The 16,311-nt window shown below is 67.4% G+C and carries 16 protein-coding genes; 9 read left to right on the plus strand and 7 right to left on the minus strand.

The genetic code is table 11. The features are described from left to right. Nucleotides 1-12: 12 nt before the first annotated feature. Nucleotides 13-618, minus strand: a complete 606-nt coding sequence (locus DFR24_RS13450) for a 2-hydroxychromene-2-carboxylate isomerase (RefSeq protein ID WP_133881916.1) — start codon at nt 616-618, stop codon at nt 13-15. Nucleotides 619-816: 198 nt separating this feature from the next. Here DFR24_RS13450 and DFR24_RS13455 point away from each other — a divergent pair, with 198 nt between their 5' ends. After that, entirely contained in the window at nt 817-2,466 is a 1,650-nt protein-coding gene (locus DFR24_RS13455; protein ID WP_133881917.1) for a fatty acid--CoA ligase, read from the plus strand. A 78-nt stretch (nt 2,467-2,544) separates the two neighbouring features. Here the strand turns inward: DFR24_RS13455 and DFR24_RS13460 are convergent, their stop codons facing one another. From DFR24_RS13460 to DFR24_RS13470, 3 genes are all read right to left on the minus strand, one after another. Further along, nucleotides 2,545-3,294, minus strand: coding sequence for an SDR family NAD(P)-dependent oxidoreductase (locus DFR24_RS13460; protein ID WP_133881918.1), 750 nt, complete (start codon nt 3,292-3,294; stop codon nt 2,545-2,547). 150 nt (nt 3,295-3,444) lie between these two features. Then, nucleotides 3,445-3,939, minus strand: a complete 495-nt coding sequence (locus tag DFR24_RS13465) for a flavin reductase family protein (protein WP_133881919.1) — start codon at nt 3,937-3,939, stop codon at nt 3,445-3,447. Nucleotides 3,940-4,241: 302 nt separating this feature from the next. Then, nucleotides 4,242-4,787 carry a winged helix-turn-helix transcriptional regulator gene (locus tag DFR24_RS13470; RefSeq protein WP_133881920.1) on the minus strand — a complete coding sequence of 182 codons (546 nt, stop codon included), beginning with the start codon at nt 4,785-4,787 and terminating at the stop codon, nt 4,242-4,244. Nucleotides 4,788-4,868: 81 nt separating this feature from the next. On the opposite strand from DFR24_RS13470, the gene DFR24_RS13475 reads away from it, so the two are divergent. The 8 genes from DFR24_RS13475 to DFR24_RS13510 all read left to right on the plus strand — a co-directional run bounded on the left by DFR24_RS13475 (nt 4,869) and on the right by DFR24_RS13510 (nt 13,216). Continuing rightward, a complete protein-coding gene (locus DFR24_RS13475) occupies nt 4,869-5,609 on the plus strand; it encodes an SDR family NAD(P)-dependent oxidoreductase (protein ID WP_133881921.1) in 741 nt (246 codons plus the stop codon). A gap of 132 nt (nt 5,610-5,741) precedes the next feature. Further along, nucleotides 5,742-6,113 carry a PaaI family thioesterase gene (locus tag DFR24_RS13480; protein WP_133881922.1) on the plus strand — a complete coding sequence of 124 codons (372 nt, stop codon included), beginning with the start codon at nt 5,742-5,744 and terminating at the stop codon, nt 6,111-6,113. A 118-nt stretch (nt 6,114-6,231) separates the two neighbouring features. Next, nucleotides 6,232-6,879: a glycerol-3-phosphate 1-O-acyltransferase PlsY gene (gene plsY, locus DFR24_RS13485; RefSeq protein WP_133881923.1), complete on the plus strand. Its 648-nt coding sequence runs from the start codon at nt 6,232-6,234 to the stop codon at nt 6,877-6,879. Beyond that, on the plus strand, nt 6,864-7,844 hold the full coding sequence (locus DFR24_RS13490) for a biotin--[acetyl-CoA-carboxylase] ligase (RefSeq protein ID WP_133881924.1): 981 nt from the start codon (nt 6,864-6,866) through the stop codon (nt 7,842-7,844). Before plsY ends, DFR24_RS13490 begins: the two co-directional genes overlap by 16 nt. Next, nucleotides 7,844-8,560, plus strand: coding sequence for a type III pantothenate kinase (locus DFR24_RS13495; protein ID WP_133881925.1), 717 nt, complete (start codon nt 7,844-7,846; stop codon nt 8,558-8,560). Before DFR24_RS13490 ends, DFR24_RS13495 begins: the two co-directional genes overlap by 1 nt. Nucleotides 8,561-8,920: 360 nt before the next feature. Beyond that, nucleotides 8,921-12,364, plus strand: coding sequence for a pyruvate carboxylase (locus tag DFR24_RS13500; protein ID WP_133881926.1), 3,444 nt, complete (start codon nt 8,921-8,923; stop codon nt 12,362-12,364). Between the two features lie 25 nt (nt 12,365-12,389). Next, nucleotides 12,390-12,887 carry a protein-tyrosine phosphatase family protein gene (locus DFR24_RS13505; protein WP_210772610.1) on the plus strand — a complete coding sequence of 166 codons (498 nt, stop codon included), beginning with the start codon at nt 12,390-12,392 and terminating at the stop codon, nt 12,885-12,887. After that, nucleotides 12,884-13,216, plus strand: coding sequence for a hypothetical protein (locus tag DFR24_RS13510; RefSeq protein ID WP_133881927.1), 333 nt, complete (start codon nt 12,884-12,886; stop codon nt 13,214-13,216). Before DFR24_RS13505 ends, DFR24_RS13510 begins: the two co-directional genes overlap by 4 nt. Nucleotides 13,217-13,293: 77 nt before the next feature. Here the strand turns inward: DFR24_RS13510 and DFR24_RS13515 are convergent, their stop codons facing one another. From DFR24_RS13515 to DFR24_RS13525, 3 genes are all read right to left on the minus strand, one after another. Further along, nucleotides 13,294-14,232 (minus strand): FHA domain-containing protein, encoded by a 939-nt coding sequence (locus tag DFR24_RS13515; protein ID WP_133881928.1) that lies wholly within the window; start codon nt 14,230-14,232, stop codon nt 13,294-13,296. A 137-nt stretch (nt 14,233-14,369) separates the two neighbouring features. Beyond that, nucleotides 14,370-14,828, minus strand: coding sequence for a DUF3237 domain-containing protein (locus tag DFR24_RS13520; RefSeq protein WP_133881929.1), 459 nt, complete (start codon nt 14,826-14,828; stop codon nt 14,370-14,372). Between the two features lie 41 nt (nt 14,829-14,869). Continuing rightward, complete coding sequence (locus DFR24_RS13525) at nt 14,870-16,096, minus strand: cytochrome P450 (protein WP_162851203.1); 1,227 nt, start codon at nt 16,094-16,096, stop codon at nt 14,870-14,872. Nucleotides 16,097-16,311: the final 215 nt, after the last annotated feature.

Here is a 16,311-nt window from a genome sequence, read left to right on the forward strand (position 1 = left end):
CGACGGGGATGCTCAGCCTCGCGCCCTGAGCAAGGCCTCGCGCACCAGGTGCAGACGGTCGTTGCCGAAATACATGTCGGTGCCGTTGACGAACATCGTCGGCGAGCCGAAGCCGCCGCGCTCGATCAACTCGTCGGTGTTTCGTCGCAGCTGGTCCTTGACGGCCGATTCACCGATGCCGGCGATCACGGCACCGGCATCGACGCCGACGCTGCGGCAGATCGCCGCCAGCACGTCGTCGCTGGCGATGTCTTCGTCGCGCGCCCAGTAGGCCTCGAACGCGGCACGCGCGAACTCCGGCAGCTTGCCTTGCTTGTCCAGCAGGATGCAGGCGCGCATCGCCTTGACGCTGTTGATCGGGAAGATCGTCGGCGGGAAGCGGATCGCAAGGCCCGTGTGGCGCGCCCAGTCGGCGAGATCCTTCTCGTGGTAGCGCTGCTTGCTCGGCGCGCCGTGCTTGCGGAACTCGTAGACGCCCGGATTCACGCTGTTGAAGATGCCGCCGACCAGGATCGGCTTCCACGCGATGCGCACGTCCAGTTCGCGCGCGATGGGCTGCACGTTGTGGAAGGCCAGATAGGTCCAGGGGCTGGAGATGTCGAAGTAGAACTCGATCATGGAAGCGGGGTCGATCGGGAGCGGGTCCCCATTGTGCCCCGCCCCCATAGCCCGGACGAAGTCCGGGATGAGCTCTCGAACACGGAGCGCAACCCCGGACTTCGTCCGGGCTACGCCTCGCGCACGTCCCGCGGTTTGTCGCGAGCCCTGCCGGCCCCCAGAATCCGGCGACAAAGAGTGCAACCTGGAAGAGACCCCATGCATCGCGATCCCATCGTGCAGACGCCGTCGGCGTATTCGTATCCACTGCTGATCAAGCAACTGCTGACCACTGCGCGTGCGCGCCTTCCGCGGACCGAGATCGTGTACCGCGACCGTCACCGCTTCACGTACGCGCAGTTCACGGGCCGCGTGGCGAAACTCGCCAACGTGCTGGCGGATTGCGGCGCCAAGCCCGGCCAGACCATTGCCGTCATGGACTGGGACAGCCATCGCTACCTGGAGTCCTACTTCGCGATTCCCTCGCTCGGCTGCGTGATCCAGACGGTCAACATCCGGCTGTCGCCCGAGCAGATCCTGTACACGCTCAACCACGCGCAGGCACGCATCGTGATCGTGCACGCCGACATGCTGGAGATGATCGAGGCGGTGGCCGACAAGCTAGAGACCGCCAAGACCTTCATCCTGATCGACGAGCACGGCGCGCAGCCCAAGAGCCGCTTCTCGTTCGTCGGCGAGTACGAGGCGCTGATGGACAAGGCGTCGGACCAATACGAGTTCCCGGAATTCGACGAGAACGCGCAGGCCACGACGTTCTACACCACCGGCACCACTGGCCTGCCGAAGGGCGTGTACTACAGCCACCGACAGATCGTGCTGCACGCGATGGGCCTGCTCGCGACGTTCGGCACCGCGCCCGCGCAGGGGCGCGTGACCGAGGCCGACGTCTACATGCCGATCACGCCGATGTTCCATGCGCACGCCTGGGGCTGGCCGTACGCCGCAACGCTGCTGGGCATGAAGCAGGTCTACCCGGGTCGTTACACGCCCACGGAAGTGATGCGCTGGATCGAAACCGAGGGCGTCACGTTCTCGCACTGCGTGCCGACCTTGCTGCACATGATCCTGGCGGACCCGGACAGCGCGAAGATCGACTTCACCGGCCGCAAATTCCTGATCGGTGGCGGTGCGCTGCCCGGTGGCCTGGCCAAGGCCGCGCTCGAACGCGGCATCGACATCTTCACAGGCTACGGCATGTCGGAGACCGGTCCCATCGCCACGGTGAATCACCTGACGGCGGAGGAACTGAAGCTGCCGATCGACGAACAGATTCCGCTGCGGCAGCGCGCGGGCCGCCCGGCGCTGATGTGCGACGTGCGCACCGTGGACGCGAGCATGAACACGCTGCCGCAGGACGGCGAAGCCCTGGGCGAGGTCGTGTTCCGTTCACCGTGGCTGACTCAGGGTTATCACGGACGCGAGGAAGCGTCGGTCGAGCTCTGGGACGGCGGCTGGCTGCACTCGAACGATCTGGGCAAGTTCATGCCCGACGCCACGCTGCGCATCTGCGACCGCGTCAAGGACGTGATCAAGACCGGCGGCGAATGGGTGTCGTCACTGGACCTCGAAAGCCTGGTCTCGCGTCACCCGGCGGTCAGCGAGGTCGCGGCCATCGCGCTCAAGGATGACAAGTGGGGCGAGCGGCCGATGATCCTGGCCGTGCTCAAGCCCGGCTTCGAGGGCAAGGTTTCGGACCAGGACATCCGCGCGCACCTGATGGCGTTCGTCGAGCAGAAACAGATCTCGAAGTACGCCGTGCCCGATCGCGTGGTGTTCGTCGATGCGATCGAGAAGACCAGCGTGGGGAAGCTGGACAAGAAGTTGTTGAGGCAGAAGTACGATGCGTAAGCCGTAGCCCGGGTGAAACCCGGGGTTCCCCTCGCATATCGAGCGCAACCCCGGGTTTCACCCGGGCTACGGTTGGCGCTACGCGCTGTACCCGCCGTCGATGCCGATGATCTGCCCGCTGATGTAGCCGGCGCCCGGCGACACCAGGAAGTCCACCAGCGCCGCGATCTCCTCGGGCTTGCCCATGCGGCCCATCGGCGTCTTGTTCATGCAGTCGGTGATCACGCCCTTGGCCACGGGGTTGGCCTCGAACGACGAATGCACGATGCCGGCGTCGATGACACCCGGCGCCACGCCGTTGCAGCGCACGTTGCGCGGACCCATCTCGCGCGCGGTCTGGCGGATCAGACCGGCCACCGCGGTCTTCGGTCCGCCGGACATGCCGTCGTTCTCGAGCGTGCGCAGCACCGCCGTCGTGACGAACAGCACCATCGCGCCGCCGCCGGTCGCCGCGAGCGTCGCCGCGCCGTGCTTGAGCACCTGGAAGGAGCCGAACACGTCGGTGTCGTAGATGCGCTTGAAGTCCTCGTCGGTGACGTCGGCCAGCGAGCACAGCGGGATCGCCGGGCCGGTGGCGGACACGATCGAGTCCAGGCCGCCCCACTGCGACGCCGCCTTGTCGAGGAAGGACTTCACCGAGGCGCCGTCCCGCATGTCGACGCGCACGGCCTTGGCCTTGCCGCCCGCCGCGGCGACCTGCTCGACGAGCCGGGCCGCCTTCTCTTCGTTGTTCGCGTAACCGATGGTCAGCGGCGCGCGCTGGGCCAGGGTCCGCACGATCACTTCACCCAGTCCGCCGCTGCCGCCGAGGATCGCGATGCCTTTCATTCTTTATCTCCGGGTCTCGCCCTGCGAGCCAGGGACGGTGTCGACGATACGCCCGCCATACAGCCTCGAACCATCTAGGGCACGCACGTAACCCGGACGAAGTCCGGGGTTCCCCTCGCGCACGGAGCGCAACCCCGGACTTCGTCCGGGCTACGGGTTCGCCAGATCGTCGAACGCGCCGTAGCGGCCGCGGAAGAACAGCAGCGGCGAGCGATCCACCGAGAAGACATCGAGTTCGAGCACGCGCCCGATCACCAGCGTGTGATCGCCGGCGTCGTGCTCCGCCTCGAGCTGGCAGTCGACGAAACCGAGCGCGCCTTCGAGCACGGGCGTCCCCTGGGCGCTCGTGGCCCAGCCGAATTCCGCGAACTTGTCGCCACCCGACTTTGCGAACGCCATGCACAGCGGATGCTGGTCGGCGCCCAGGATGTTGATGCCGAAGCTGCCCGCCGCGCGCAGCAGCGGCCAGCTCGTGCTGGTCTTCGCGGGGCAGATCGACACCAGCGGCGGCGCCAGCGACACCGAGACGAAGGACTGCGCGGCAAAGCCGACGGGCCTGCCCTCGCTGATACCGGTCACGATGACCACGCCTGTACAGAATTGGCTCATCGCGCTGCGGAAATCGCGGTCGTTGAACGTGGCCATGCGGAGGATTCGGCTTGCGGGTCGGAGTTGTCCGATCTTCTCACGCGCGCCGCGGGATGCCGATAGACCGAGGGCGTGCCCCGACGGCGCAGCGACTCGATGCAAGGAAGGGCCGCGGAAATCTGCGATGACGTTCCATCGATAGGCAGCGCCGATGGCTCGATACGCTGTGTGCCGTCGCAGGCCGCGACTCGTCACCGCGTCAGGCCCGCAGGGTGTGCAGAGCGCGAAGCGCGTGCGCACCGTCACGGCGCCGTCGCGACCCGATGCCGCCACGGTGCGCACGCTTCGCTTTGCACACCCTACGGCGCTATTTTTCCGGCGCCCGCAGGCTTGCGCCGCACGCGGACGCCCGCCGAAGGCCGCGTCCCGCGCTCGGCCAGTCGCCGCCGCTCCGAAGTAGCCGCACGCGAAAGCGCGACCGCGACGCCACGCGGATCGACGGTCTCGCCGCAGCTCGCGCACTCATGGCGCACGCGCGTCGTGCCACCGCATTGCCTGTGCGTGATCTTCGCCGGGGCCACGCCCTTGACGCCGTTCCAGCGGTCGCCCCATTCCCGCATCGCGGTGATCACCGGCCACAGCGCGATGCCTTTCTCGGTGAGGTGGTACTCGTAGCGAAGCGGCTTCTGCTGGTAGGCGCGACGTTCGACGATCTGCGTTTCCACCAGGCCGCGCAGCCTGACGCTGAGCAGGTGCGGAGACGCACCCGTGTAGACCTGGAACTCGTCGAAACGGCGGCTGCCCAGGAACAGCTCGCGCAGCACCATCAGCGTCCACGGGTCGCCGATCAGGCCGACGGTGCGCGCCACGGAACAGGTCTGCTTGCCGATGCCGGAGACGGGCATGTTGGTGTCACTTCAGAATTTGAAGTAAGTTACCCCATCGCGTCCGCGCTGTCGCGGGCCACGTGAAGGAGGAAGGAAAAAATGGGCAAGCCAACAGCCATCGTCTTCGGCGTCGGATCGGAGCGCGGCATCGGCGGTGCGGTGTGCAAGCGCTTCGCGCGCGAGGGTTACCACGTGATCGTCGCGGGACGCACCGCGGCCAAGATTCAGGAAGTGGCCAAGGCCATCGCCTCGGCCGGCGGCAGTGCCGAGGCCCTGCCCACGGACGTCACCGACGAGGCCCAGGTGATCGCGGCGTTCGATCGCGCGATGAATCCCGGTGAGGGGCGCGATCCGGCCGACGTCGTGATCTCCAACGCCGGCAACAACGCGATCATCGATTTCACCAAGCTCACCGCCGCGCAGTTCGAGGATTTCTGGCGCGTGGGCTGCTACTCGGGCTTCCTGATCGGCCGCGAAGCCGCGCGCCGGCTGGTGCCGCTGGGCCGCGGCACGGTGATCTTCACCGGCGCCTCCGGCAGCATGCGCGGCAAGCCGGGCTTCGCGCATTTCGCCGCCGCCAAGGCCGGCCTGCGCATGATCTCGCAGAGCATGGCGCGCGAGTACGGACCCAAGGGCATCCACGTGGCGCACGTCGTCGTCGACGGCGGCATCGACGGTGACCGCCTGCGCGGCGCGATTCCCGCGATGGTCGAGCGACTGGGCGAAGAAGGGCTGCTGAGCGTCGACGGGATCGTCGAGAACTACTGGACCTTGCACAAGCAGCATCGCTCGGCGTGGACGCAGGAACTCGACCTGCGGCCGTACAAGGAAAACTGGTAGTCGGCGTAACCCGGGCTACGGTCAAGGTCCGTCACGTAGCCCGGACGAAGTCCGGGATTGCGCTTTCCCGTCGAGAAAAGCCCCGGACTTCGTCCGGGCTACGGGGGCGCCAAGAGCACGAGGTCCCAACGCATGCACGTCAACGGCAACATCCAATTCAGCATCATCGAACAGTCCGCCGACAAGGTCGTTGGCGAGATGCCGGTGCAGGCCGGCATCCTGAATCCCTTCGGCACGGCGCACGCCGGCGCCACGCTGTGGTTCGCCGATGTCTGCGCGACCGTGCTCGCCTTCGGCGGCGCGAAGATGGAGCCGGGTGTCGCGGGCTTTCCGCTCGCCATCAGCCTCGACGCCAAGCTGCTCGGCAACCAGAAGGACGGCGTGTTTCGCGCAACCTCGGTGTACGTGAAGAAGGGCAAGCGCCTGAGCGTCGTGCGCACGACGGTCACCGGCAACGACGGCCGCCTGATCGCCGACGTGACCACGAGCCACGTCCCCGCTTGAGCACTTAAGCCCGACGAAAGTCCGGCCGCAGGCGCCGTCCACCGGCGCCGTTGTGGCAAGCGGAGCGAGGAAGCCCGACACTACGCGCGTTCCCAATCCCCGTGCCCAACGCCGTCGCATGCTGGAAGTGATCCTCAAGGCAGTCCTCGCCTACCTGTTGGGCAATGTCATGGGGGGTCATCTGGTCGGCAAGTTGCGCGGCGTCGACCTGGGTCGCGTCGGCAGCGGCAACATCGGCGCGACCAACGCGCTGCGCACGCAGGGCACGCGCTTCGCGCTGCTGGTGCTCGCCATCGACGTCGGCAAGGGCCTGCTCGGTGCACTCGCCATCCCGTCGCTGCCGATCTCCTTCGGCCCTCCGGTGCTGGATCGCGAACAACTCGGCTACGTCTGCGGCGCGGCCGTGACGCTCGGACATTGCTACCCCGCGTTGTGGGGGTTCAAAGGCGGCAAGGGCGTGGCGACACTGGCCGGCGTGTTCGGCGCGCTGCTGCCCCTGGCGCTTCCGTGGATCCTGCTCGCGTTCGTGCTCGTCGTGATGATCAGCGGTTACGTCAGCCTGGCCACGCTCGCGGCGGCCGCGGCTGCCGGCCTGTACGTCGCCTGCTTCGACGCCCGTGGCGCATGGTCCGCGGCCGGTGGGTTCACCGCATTCATGGCGGCGTTGGTGGTGTTCAAGCATCGTGAGAACATCGGACGCCTGTTCAGCGGCACCGAGAACCGATTCGAAAAACTGCGAGTGATCGGCCGATGGCTCGACCGCTAGTCGAAGAAGACCTGCTGCGTCTGGTGGACGCCCTCGCCCCCGGCGAGTGGCAGTCCGGCGAGGCGCTGGCCCTGGCTTCTGGACTGACTCGCGCGGGCCTGGCCAAGCGCGTGACCCACCTGCGCGACTGGGGCCTGCACATCGAGTCCAAGTTCGGCCAGGGTTACCGGCTGGCGCGGCCGCTGGAACGGCTCGATGCGGACCGCATCCGCGCCGGCGTGACGCCGGACCTGCGCATCGACGTGCTGCCGATCGCCGACTCGACCAATCGGGTGCTGATGGACGCCGATCCGGCGGCAGACCCGCAGGCCGTGATCGCGGAATACCAGTCCGCCGGTCGCGGGCGTCGCGGGCGCGACTGGCGCTCGCCGTTTGGCGCCAACCTCTATCTCTCGACGGCCTGGACCTATCCGCTGTGGCCGCACCAGCTGCCGGCGCTGTCGCTGGCCGTCGGCGTGATCTGCGCGCGCGCGCTGCACGCGGCCGGCGTCGACGGCGTGCGCCTCAAGTGGCCGAACGATCTGCTGGTGCAGCAGCGCAAGCTGGGCGGAATCCTGATCGAGCAGCGTGGCGAATCCAGCGGCCTGTGCCGCGTGATCGTCGGCGTGGGCATCAACGTGTCGATGCACAAGTCGCAGGCCGCGGGCATCGATCAGCCGTGGATCACCGTGGACGAGGCGATGGAGCTGGCCGGCCGGCCGCCGGTGTCGCGCAACCTGCTCGCCGCCGAACTGCTGCACGGGCTGCACGAGTGCCTGGCGCGCTACACGGTCAAGGGTTTCGAGCCCTATCGCGAGGAATGGCTCGCGCTGGATGCGCTGCGCGGCCGCGAAGTCCACGTGCCGGGCGACGACAAGCTGCGCGGCATCGGGCAGGGCATCGACGCCAGCGGCGCCTTCCTGATCGAGACCAAGGCCGGATTGCGGCCCGTTCACGCAGGCGACGTCTCGCTCAGGGCCGTGTGATGTTGCTGCTCGACGTCGGCAACACGCGCATCAAGTGGGCCGAGACAACGCAGGGCGTGATCTTCAACACCGGTGCCGCCACGCACGCTGGCAAGCCGGCGGACGCGCTGTCGATACTCGGCGTCGACGAGCCCGAGCAGATCTGGATTTCCAGCGTCGCCGGGCCGGCGCACGACCTGGCGCTGACCAAGGTCTGCGTCGCCCGCTGGCAGATCTCCCCGAATTTCGCGCGCACCAAGCCCGAACAGCTCGGCCTGCGCAACGGCTACGCCGAACCCCTGCGCCTGGGCGCCGACCGCTGGCTCGCGATGATCGCGGCCTGGGCCGACACGCCTGCGGACTGCATCGTGGTGGACGCCGGCACGGCGCTCACCGTCGATGCGATCGGGGCCGACGGCCAGCATCGCGGCGGCATCATCGCCGCCGGGCTGCAGACCTCCGAGAAGGCCGTGCTCGGCGCAACCCGCTTCCCTACCCGCCAGACGCCGCTGACGGTCCACGCCGGGCTGGGCCTGGACACCGAGGCCTGCGTTCGCCAGGGCGCCATGCTCTCCGCCCTCGGCGCGATCGATCGCGCCAGCGCCCAGCTTCCGGGCGCCCGGCGCGTGATCACCGGCGGTGATGCGCAGGTGCTGCACCCTCACCTTGGCGGTGACTGGCAACTACGGCCCTGCCTGGTCCTCGAAGGCCTGCTCCTCGTCGCACAGGCCGCGTAGCCCGGGTGAAACCCGGGAGCTTCTCCCGTTCTCCGGCAAACGGCTGGAATCAAGAAAGGCCAGCGCAAAGGACGCGGAGAACAGCCAAGAAAGGCGCAAAGGATCGTTGGGAAAATCCTTTGCGCCTTTCTGTTTCCTTTGCGCCCTTTGCGTTAGCCGTTGATTCGGACCGGGCATCCCGGGTTTCACCCGGGCTACGGTTGCGAACGGGCTCCGGGAACGCCTCGCACCCCGCTCCTTCTCACCCTTTTGCATAGTCGGCAGCAGGGGTCCGATCGCATACGATGCCCCTCCCACCGGCATGGAGCGTGCAGGGAAGCTCTGGCCAACAGAATCGAAGAACCGGGAGACCGCGGGACGATGCGCATCCAGAAGCTGCTCGTGGCCAATCGTGGCGAGATTTCCATTCGTGTCATGCGCGCGGCCGCGGAGATGGGCATCCGCACCGTGGCGATCTACGCCTACGAAGACCGCTTCGCGCTGCACCGCTTCAAGGCGGACGAAAGCTACCTCGTCGGCAAGGGCCAGAAGCCGATCGCGGCCTACCTGGACATCGCGGACATCATCCGGATCGCCACCGAAGCGGGTGTGGACGCGATCCACCCGGGCTACGGCTTCCTGTCGGAAAACCCCCATTTCGCCGAGGCTTGCCTCGCCGCCGGCATCGAGTTCATCGGCCCGCGGCCGACGGTGCTGCGCACGCTGGGCGACAAGGTGGCCGCCCGTGCGGCGGCCATGGCGGCGCAGGTCCCCATCCTGCCGGCCAGCGGCACGCTGCCGCGCGACGTCGAGGAAGTGAAGAAGATCGCCGCGCAGATCGGCTACCCGGTGATGCTCAAGGCGAGCTGGGGCGGCGGTGGCCGCGGCATGCGCGCCATCGAGTCGGAAGCCGACCTGCCGGTGGCGCTGGATTCCGCCCGCCGCGAGGCGCTCGCCGCCTTCGGCAACGACGAGGGCTATCTCGAAAAGCTGGTGCGCCGCGCGCGCCACGTCGAGGTGCAGATCCTGGGCGACGCCCACGGCAACGTGATGCACCTGTTCGAACGCGACTGCTCGGTGCAGCGGCGCAACCAGAAGGTCGTCGAGCGCGCACCCGCGCCCTATCTCACGCAGGAGCAGCGCGAGGAGCTGTGCGGCGCCGCCGTGCGGCTGTGCCAGAGCGTGAACTACACGCACGCCGGCACCGTCGAGTTCCTGATGGATGCCGACACCGGCAAGTTCTATTTCATCGAGGTCAATCCGCGCATCCAGGTGGAGCACACGGTGACGGAGGAAGTCACCGGCGTGGACATCGTGAAGTCGCAGATCCGCGTCAGCGAAGGCGGCCGCATCGGCGATCCCGAATCCAAGCTGCCGTCGCAGGACACCGTGCGGCTGGACGGCCACGCGCTGCAGTGCCGCGTGACCACCGAGGACCCCGAGAACGGCTTCACGCCGGATTACGGACGACTGATCGCCTACCGCAGCCCGGCCGGCTTCGGTATCCGCCTGGACGGCGGCACCTCGTACTCGGGCGCGGTCATCACGCCGTACTACGACTCGCTGCTGGTCAAGGTCACGGCCTGGGCGCAGACCTCGGACGAGGCGATCGCACGCATGCATCGCGCGCTGACCGAATTTCGCATCCGCGGCCTGGCGACGAACCTGATGTTCGTCGACAACGTGATCCGCCATCCGCTGTTCCGCAGCGGCGAGTGCACGACGCGCTTCATCGACACCACGCCCGAGCTGTTCCAATTCTCGCCGCGCAAGGATCGCGCGACCAAGCTGCTGCGCTTCATCGGCGAGGTCATCGTCAACGGCAATCCCGAGATGAAGGGACGCAAGGCGCCGGACGGCGTGCTGGCGCCTGCGCCGCTGCCGGCGGTGTCGCTGAAGACGCCGGTACCTGCGGGCACGCGCGACATCCTCAAGAAGCTCGGCCCCAAGGGCTTCGCGGACTGGATGAAGAACGAGCCACGCGTGCTGCTGACCGACACGACGATGCGCGACGCGCACCAGTCGCTGTTCGCCACGCGCATGCGCAGCAAGGACATGCTCAGCATCGCGCCGTACTACGCGCGCATGGCGCCCAACCTGTTCTCGATGGAATGCTGGGGCGGCGCCACGTTCGACGTGGCGCTGCGCTTCCTCAAGGAGGATTCGTTCGAACGTCTCGCGGCGCTGCGCGATCACGTCCCCAACATCCCGTTCCAGATGCTGCTGCGTTCGGCCAACGCGGTGGGCTACACCAACTACGCCGACAACGTCGTCAAGTATTTCGTGAAGCAGGCGGCCGACGCGGGCGTCGACATCTTCCGCGTGTTCGACTCGCTGAACTGGGTCGAAAACATGCGCGTGGCGATGGACGCCGTGATCGAGGCCGGCGGCGTCTGCGAAGGCACGATCTGCTACACCGGCGATCTGTTCGACACCAGCCGCCCGAAGTACAACCTCAAGTACTACGTGGACATGGCCAAGCAGCTCGAAAAGGCCGGTGCCCACGTGCTCGGCATCAAGGACATGTCCGGCGTGTGCCGTCCGCGCGCCGCGCGTGAACTGGTCAAGGCGCTCAAGAGCGAGATCGGCATTCCGCTGCATTTCCACACGCACGACACCAGCGGCATCGCGGCGGCCTCGGTGCTGGCAGCGGTGGAAGCCGGTTGCGATGCGGTGGACGGCGCTCTCGATGCGATGTCGGGCCTCACCTCGCAGCCCAACCTCGGATCGATCGCCGCGGCGCTGGCCGGCTCGGAGCGCGATCCCGGCCTGGACCTGGGCGCGCTGCGGCAACTGTCGGACTACTGGGAAGGCGTGCGCCGCTTCTACTCGCCGTTCGAGGCCGACATCCGTTCCGGCACCGGCGACGTCTACAACCACGAGATGCCCGGCGGCCAGTACACGAACCTGCGCGAGCAGGCGCGCTCGCTGGGTCTCGAATCGCGCTGGGCCGACGTCTCCAAGGCCTATGCCGACGTCAACAAGCTGTTCGGCGACATCGTCAAGGTCACGCCTTCGTCGAAGGTCGTCGGCGACATGGCGCTGTTCATGGTCGGCCAGGGACTGACGCCGGCCGACGTGGCGGACCCGGAGAAGCAGATCGACTTTCCCGAATCCGTCGTGCAGCTGTTCCGCGGCGAGCTCGGCTATCCGGCTGACGGCTGGCCGGCTGCGCTGCAGGCCAAGGTGCTCAAGGGCAAGCCGGCCGTGGTCGGCCGCATCGGCGATCACCTGCCGCCGGTGGATCTCGAGGCGGCGCGTGCCGAGGGCGAGAAGACCGTCGGCTACAAGCTCGACGACCGCGATCTCGCCTCGTACCTGATGTACCCGAAGGTGTTCAAGGATTTTGCCGAGAGCCGCAAGCTCTATGGCGATCTCACCGAGCTGCCGACGCCGACGTTCTTCTACGGCCTGCGCGAGAACGAGGAGATCAGTGTCGACATCGATCAGGGCAAGACGCTGGTGATCCGCCTGCAGGGCCGCACCGAGATGGAGGACGAGGGCGTCGTGAAGCTGTTCTTCGAACTCAACGGCCAGGGTCGCCAGATCCGCGTGCCGATCGCCGGCAGCAAGGCCGCGCAGATCGCGCGGCCCAAGGCGGACGAGAACAATCCGAATCACATCGGCGCGCCGATGCCGGGCATGGTCGTGCGCGTCGCCGTCGCGCAGGGTGCGAGCGTCGCCAAGGGCGAGCCGCTGGCCGTGCTCGAAGCGATGAAGATGGAAACCGTCATCGCCGCGCCGCGCGATGCGCGCATCGTCAAGGTCCACGTGAAGTCCGGCACGCCGGTCAACACGAAGGACCTGATGATCGAGCTCGAGTGACGTCGATGCGGCCCGGCTCCGCCGCTTGATCCCCGATCTCTACTGGATCCGGGACGCGGCGGCGCCGCCAGGGCTCGCGATCATGCCGCGTCCGCGCGCCGGCGAATGGCTGCAGGACGAGATGCGCGGATTGGCGCAGGCCGGGCTCGACACCGTGGTGTCGCTGCTGACGGCGCCCGAGATCCGCGAACTGGATCTCGTACGCGAGGCGGAGCACTGCGAGGCGGCGGGCCTGCAGTTCCTGTCGTTTCCGATTCCCGATCGCGGCGTGCCGGCATCCGCGGCCGATCTGCGTGCGTTCGTGCGCAGCCTGGCGGATCAGGTTCGCGCGGGCCGCAAGCTGGGCATCCATTGCCGCGCCGGCATCGGACGCTCGGGCCTGGTCGCTGCCTGTGTGCTGAGTGATCTCGGCGTCGCCACCGATGCGCTGTTCCCGATGCTCGGCAAGGCGCGCCGCATCGCCGTGCCGGATACGCCCGAGCAGGAAGCCTGGGTCCGATCGTTCATCGCGGGGAAGGCGTGAGCCCCGCGGCCGGCGGCGGTCCTGCGACGCCGACGGGCAGCAAGACCACGCTGTGGGCGCTGCGCCTCCTGCTCGGCCTTCCGGTGATCGCAACGCCGCTGCTGCTGTTCGGCGGCCTGTTCGCGCTGCTGGCACACGGCATCACGCCGTTGCAGCAGCTCCACGTCCTGGCCGTGGTCGGATATCCGGTGGCCTACGTCGTCGGCTTCGTGAACTCGCGCCGTTATTCGCGCGACGGCGATTTCAAATCCGCGACCGGCGTGATGATGAAGGTGCTGCTCTACCTGGTCGCCGTGATCGTGCTGTGGCCGGTGATCGGGTTTCGATAGCACCCGTAGCCCGGACGAAGTCCGGGGTTCTCCCTCGTATATGGAGCGCAACCCCGGACTTCGTCCGGGCTACGGTCTCAGCGCCGCAGCGAGGCTTCGAAGAACACGACGAAGCTGCCGCCCGGGTCTTCCGAGAACGAACGCCCGAGGCAGATCGACCCGCGCGCCGGCAGGCGTGCCTTGGCGCCCGGCAGCAGCGGGAATTCCTCGCCGGTGCGTTCGTCGCGCACCCAGCAGCCGTTGCGGCTGACGTCGTGCGCCATCCACAGCCCGCTCTCGAGCTGGATCGTCACGTGCCTGGACGAGATGCGCGGTTCGGGATCCATGACCTGCAGCGAACAATCGACGGAACGGCCGATCACGAACGCGCCGTCCGCCGGATCCAGGTCGATGCGCACCCCGCGATGCCACAGCGCCAGCATCGCGGCCCGCGATCCCGACAGACCGGCGGCCATGTTCTTCGGCGGAACGAAGGTGACCGTCGCGGAGTGGTCGCGCCAGGCCAGCGTCCAGACCTCCATCGGTCCGTAGCCCTTGATCTTGCGGGCCCCGTAGGCGGAAGCCTCGTGCTGCAGGTGCGGCGGCAGCATGCGAACGAGTTCGGCCGGCAGGAAGATGCGGCCCGGGGCGTCCTCGGTGAGCTTGTGCAGGCGCGCGGCGAGGTTCATCGCCTGCCCGTAGACATCCGGCCGGCCGAGAGTCTCGATGAACTCCACCGGCCCGGCGCACATCCCGGCATAGAGCTGCAGATGAGCCTGTTCGGCGCAGCGCTGCGCGGCGATGGCGGATGCCGCGGCGGACGCAGCGCCGGAATCGGAGCCTTCGAACGTGGCGACGATGTCGTCGCCGTAGGATTTGAGGAACGTCGCGCCGTTGCCGCGCGCAACGGTGGCGATCCGCTGCAGCAGTTCGCGAATGCGCCGGTTGGCTTCGACTTCGCCGATTTCCACACGCAATGCCACCGATCCTGCGATGTCAGCAATCAGGACGGTGCAATTGCGGATACTCGACGACACGGCTCTCTCATGGCGCAGCTGAGCCGGGATCGTGGCACAGGCGTGTTCGGCGGGCCACGGTCGCGGGCCGGCCTACACGAACGCACTCCCTCTTGCCGTGCGATGAGGCCGCACGGGGAGAGGGAGAACCGCGTGTCTCACAACACCTCGAAAATGTCGTAGATCACCGACCCGCCGCCAAAACTCCGCATCTTGCCGACCGCCAGGATGTCGTTGAGCCAGCCGTACTTCGCGGACGAGGTCTCGAAGTACGGCGCGCTGCGGAAATACATGTCCGAGCCCGGAATCACTTCGCCCGACGCCAGCCGCGCACCGAGCTGCTCGTTCATCCGGAACACGCCGTTGTAGTGGATGTACAGCGGCGCGCCGTCGTCGGTCTCCATCAGCAGGCGCACGTCGAGCTTCCAGTTGCCGTTGGGCTGGATGCGGATCCAGTCGCCGCTCGGCTTCAGGATCTTCGCCTTGACGCGCGGGCTCTCGATGCTCGCGTCGTCGACGTTGAACACCATCAGCGTCGGCGACACGACGGCCGGCTGGGGAATGCTGCCGCGCAGGCTCATCAGCCAGCGCGTCTCGAGGGTCGGTTGTTCGCTCATCTGCCGTCTTCTCCTTTTTTCGTTGTTTTTTGTCGCGTGCGTCAGTGAAACGTGATCGGCAACGAGGCCATCACGCGGAAGAACGAATGCGACCATTCGAGCTTGCCCTGCTCGATCCGCAAGCCCTTCGTACGCTGCGCGAATTCGTTGATCGCGTGGCGTGCTTCCATGCGCGCCAGCGCATTGCCGATGCAGAAGTGGATGCCGCCGCCGAAGGCCTGGTGCGCCACGTCCTTGCGCCGGATGTCGAACTTGTCGGGGTCCGGGAAGCGCGCGGGATCGCGGTTGGCCGAACCGAGCATCTGCCAGATCACCGCATCGGTGGGCAGCAGCTTGCCGCCGACTTCGAAGGGCTCCGCGAGCACGCGCCAGTTGAACAGGATCGGCGTGTCGTAGCGCAGGCATTCCTCGCAGGCGTTGACGATCAGTTCCGGATCCTTGCGCAGGATCTCGAGCTGGTCCGGATGATCGAGGAACGCGCGCAGACCGTTGCCGATCATGCCGATCGTGGTCTCGTAGCCGGCGATGATGATGCCGATGGCCTGCACCACCAGCTCGCCGTCGCGCAGCTTGTCGCCTTCATCCTCGGCACGGATCAGCGCGCTGACCATGTCGTCGCCCAGCGCCTTGCGCCGCACGCGGACGAGGTCCTCGAAGTAGTCGGCCATCGCGCAGCCCGCGTCGCGCGTGCGCTTCTGCACATCCGGCGGCAGGAAGCGCGCGAAGAAGGCATTGGTGCGCGCAGCCGTCCATTCGTTGAAGAGCTGCCGGTCCTTCTCCGGCACGCCCATGATCTGGCACATCATCCGCGACGGTACGTAGTGCGCCATGTCCGCGATGATCTCCATGCCGCCCTGCTTCAACGCCGTGTCCATCGCGTTGCGCACCGAACTCTTGACCTCGTCCTCCATCAGGCGAACGGTCTTGCCGCTCAGCGACTGCGCGGCCAGGCGGCGCAGTCGCTTGTGCTCGGGGTCGTCCTTGTTGAGCATGAATTCGAGAAAGCTGCCGCGCTGATCGAGCGGATCGAAGTTCGGCGCCGTGCCGTCGGTGGCCGTCTGGCTGGTCTTGGCCACCTTGAAGATGGCGGCGACGTCGTCGTAGCGGCTGATGCGCCAGGTGTTCACCGGCGTCAGGTTCACCGGGTCCTGCTCGCGCAGGCGATGCAGCGCGGGATACGGATCGTCGCGGAAATCCGGTGCAAACGGATCGGCTCCACACCAGTCGCCCACGGGGGCCGCGGCAGGATTCTCGGCACTTGTCGACATGCTCATCTCCGGTTGCGCAGGGTCGTCCCGAAGCGGACCCGGCCTGCCCGGCAGCCCGTTCCTCGAGTGCGTTTCCCTATTAGAGTTTCTCCTCTATTTGCGGGAACGTGTCAACGGGCCGCTCGCAAGCCGATGCAGGCACCCGATTCCATGCGGCGCCGCCCGCCTTGTGCGAAGCCGGTCCGGGTTCGACCATGTCTGGCCTTCCGCCGCTT

The sequence above is a fragment of the Panacagrimonas perspica genome, assembly GCF_004364935.1.
Taxonomy (GTDB): domain Bacteria; phylum Pseudomonadota; class Gammaproteobacteria; order Nevskiales; family Nevskiaceae; genus Panacagrimonas; species Panacagrimonas perspica.

What these genes read in the sequence shown, in the direction of transcription:
- DFR24_RS13475 (WP_133881921.1), top strand. Translation starts at nt 4,869, where the DNA reads ATGGGCAAGCCAACAGCCATCGTCTTCGGCGTCGGATCGGAGCGCGGC.
- DFR24_RS13450 (WP_133881916.1), bottom strand. Translation starts at nt 618, where the DNA reads ATGATCGAGTTCTACTTCGACATCTCCAGCCCCTGGACCTATCTGGCC.
- DFR24_RS13495 (WP_133881925.1), top strand. Translation starts at nt 7,844, where the DNA reads ATGTTGCTGCTCGACGTCGGCAACACGCGCATCAAGTGGGCCGAGACA.
- DFR24_RS13460 (WP_133881918.1), bottom strand. Translation starts at nt 3,294, where the DNA reads ATGAAAGGCATCGCGATCCTCGGCGGCAGCGGCGGACTGGGTGAAGTG.
- DFR24_RS13525 (WP_162851203.1), bottom strand. Translation starts at nt 16,096, where the DNA reads ATGTCGACAAGTGCCGAGAATCCTGCCGCGGCCCCCGTGGGCGACTGG.
- plsY (WP_133881923.1), top strand. Translation starts at nt 6,232, where the DNA reads ATGCTGGAAGTGATCCTCAAGGCAGTCCTCGCCTACCTGTTGGGCAAT.
- DFR24_RS13520 (WP_133881929.1), bottom strand. Translation starts at nt 14,828, where the DNA reads ATGAGCGAACAACCGACCCTCGAGACGCGCTGGCTGATGAGCCTGCGC.
- DFR24_RS13470 (WP_133881920.1), bottom strand. Translation starts at nt 4,787, where the DNA reads ATGCCCGTCTCCGGCATCGGCAAGCAGACCTGTTCCGTGGCGCGCACC.
- DFR24_RS13455 (WP_133881917.1), top strand. Translation starts at nt 817, where the DNA reads ATGCATCGCGATCCCATCGTGCAGACGCCGTCGGCGTATTCGTATCCA.
- DFR24_RS13465 (WP_133881919.1), bottom strand. Translation starts at nt 3,939, where the DNA reads ATGGCCACGTTCAACGACCGCGATTTCCGCAGCGCGATGAGCCAATTC.
- DFR24_RS13490 (WP_133881924.1), top strand. Translation starts at nt 6,864, where the DNA reads ATGGCTCGACCGCTAGTCGAAGAAGACCTGCTGCGTCTGGTGGACGCC.
- DFR24_RS13500 (WP_133881926.1), top strand. Translation starts at nt 8,921, where the DNA reads ATGCGCATCCAGAAGCTGCTCGTGGCCAATCGTGGCGAGATTTCCATT.
- DFR24_RS13480 (WP_133881922.1), top strand. Translation starts at nt 5,742, where the DNA reads ATGCACGTCAACGGCAACATCCAATTCAGCATCATCGAACAGTCCGCC.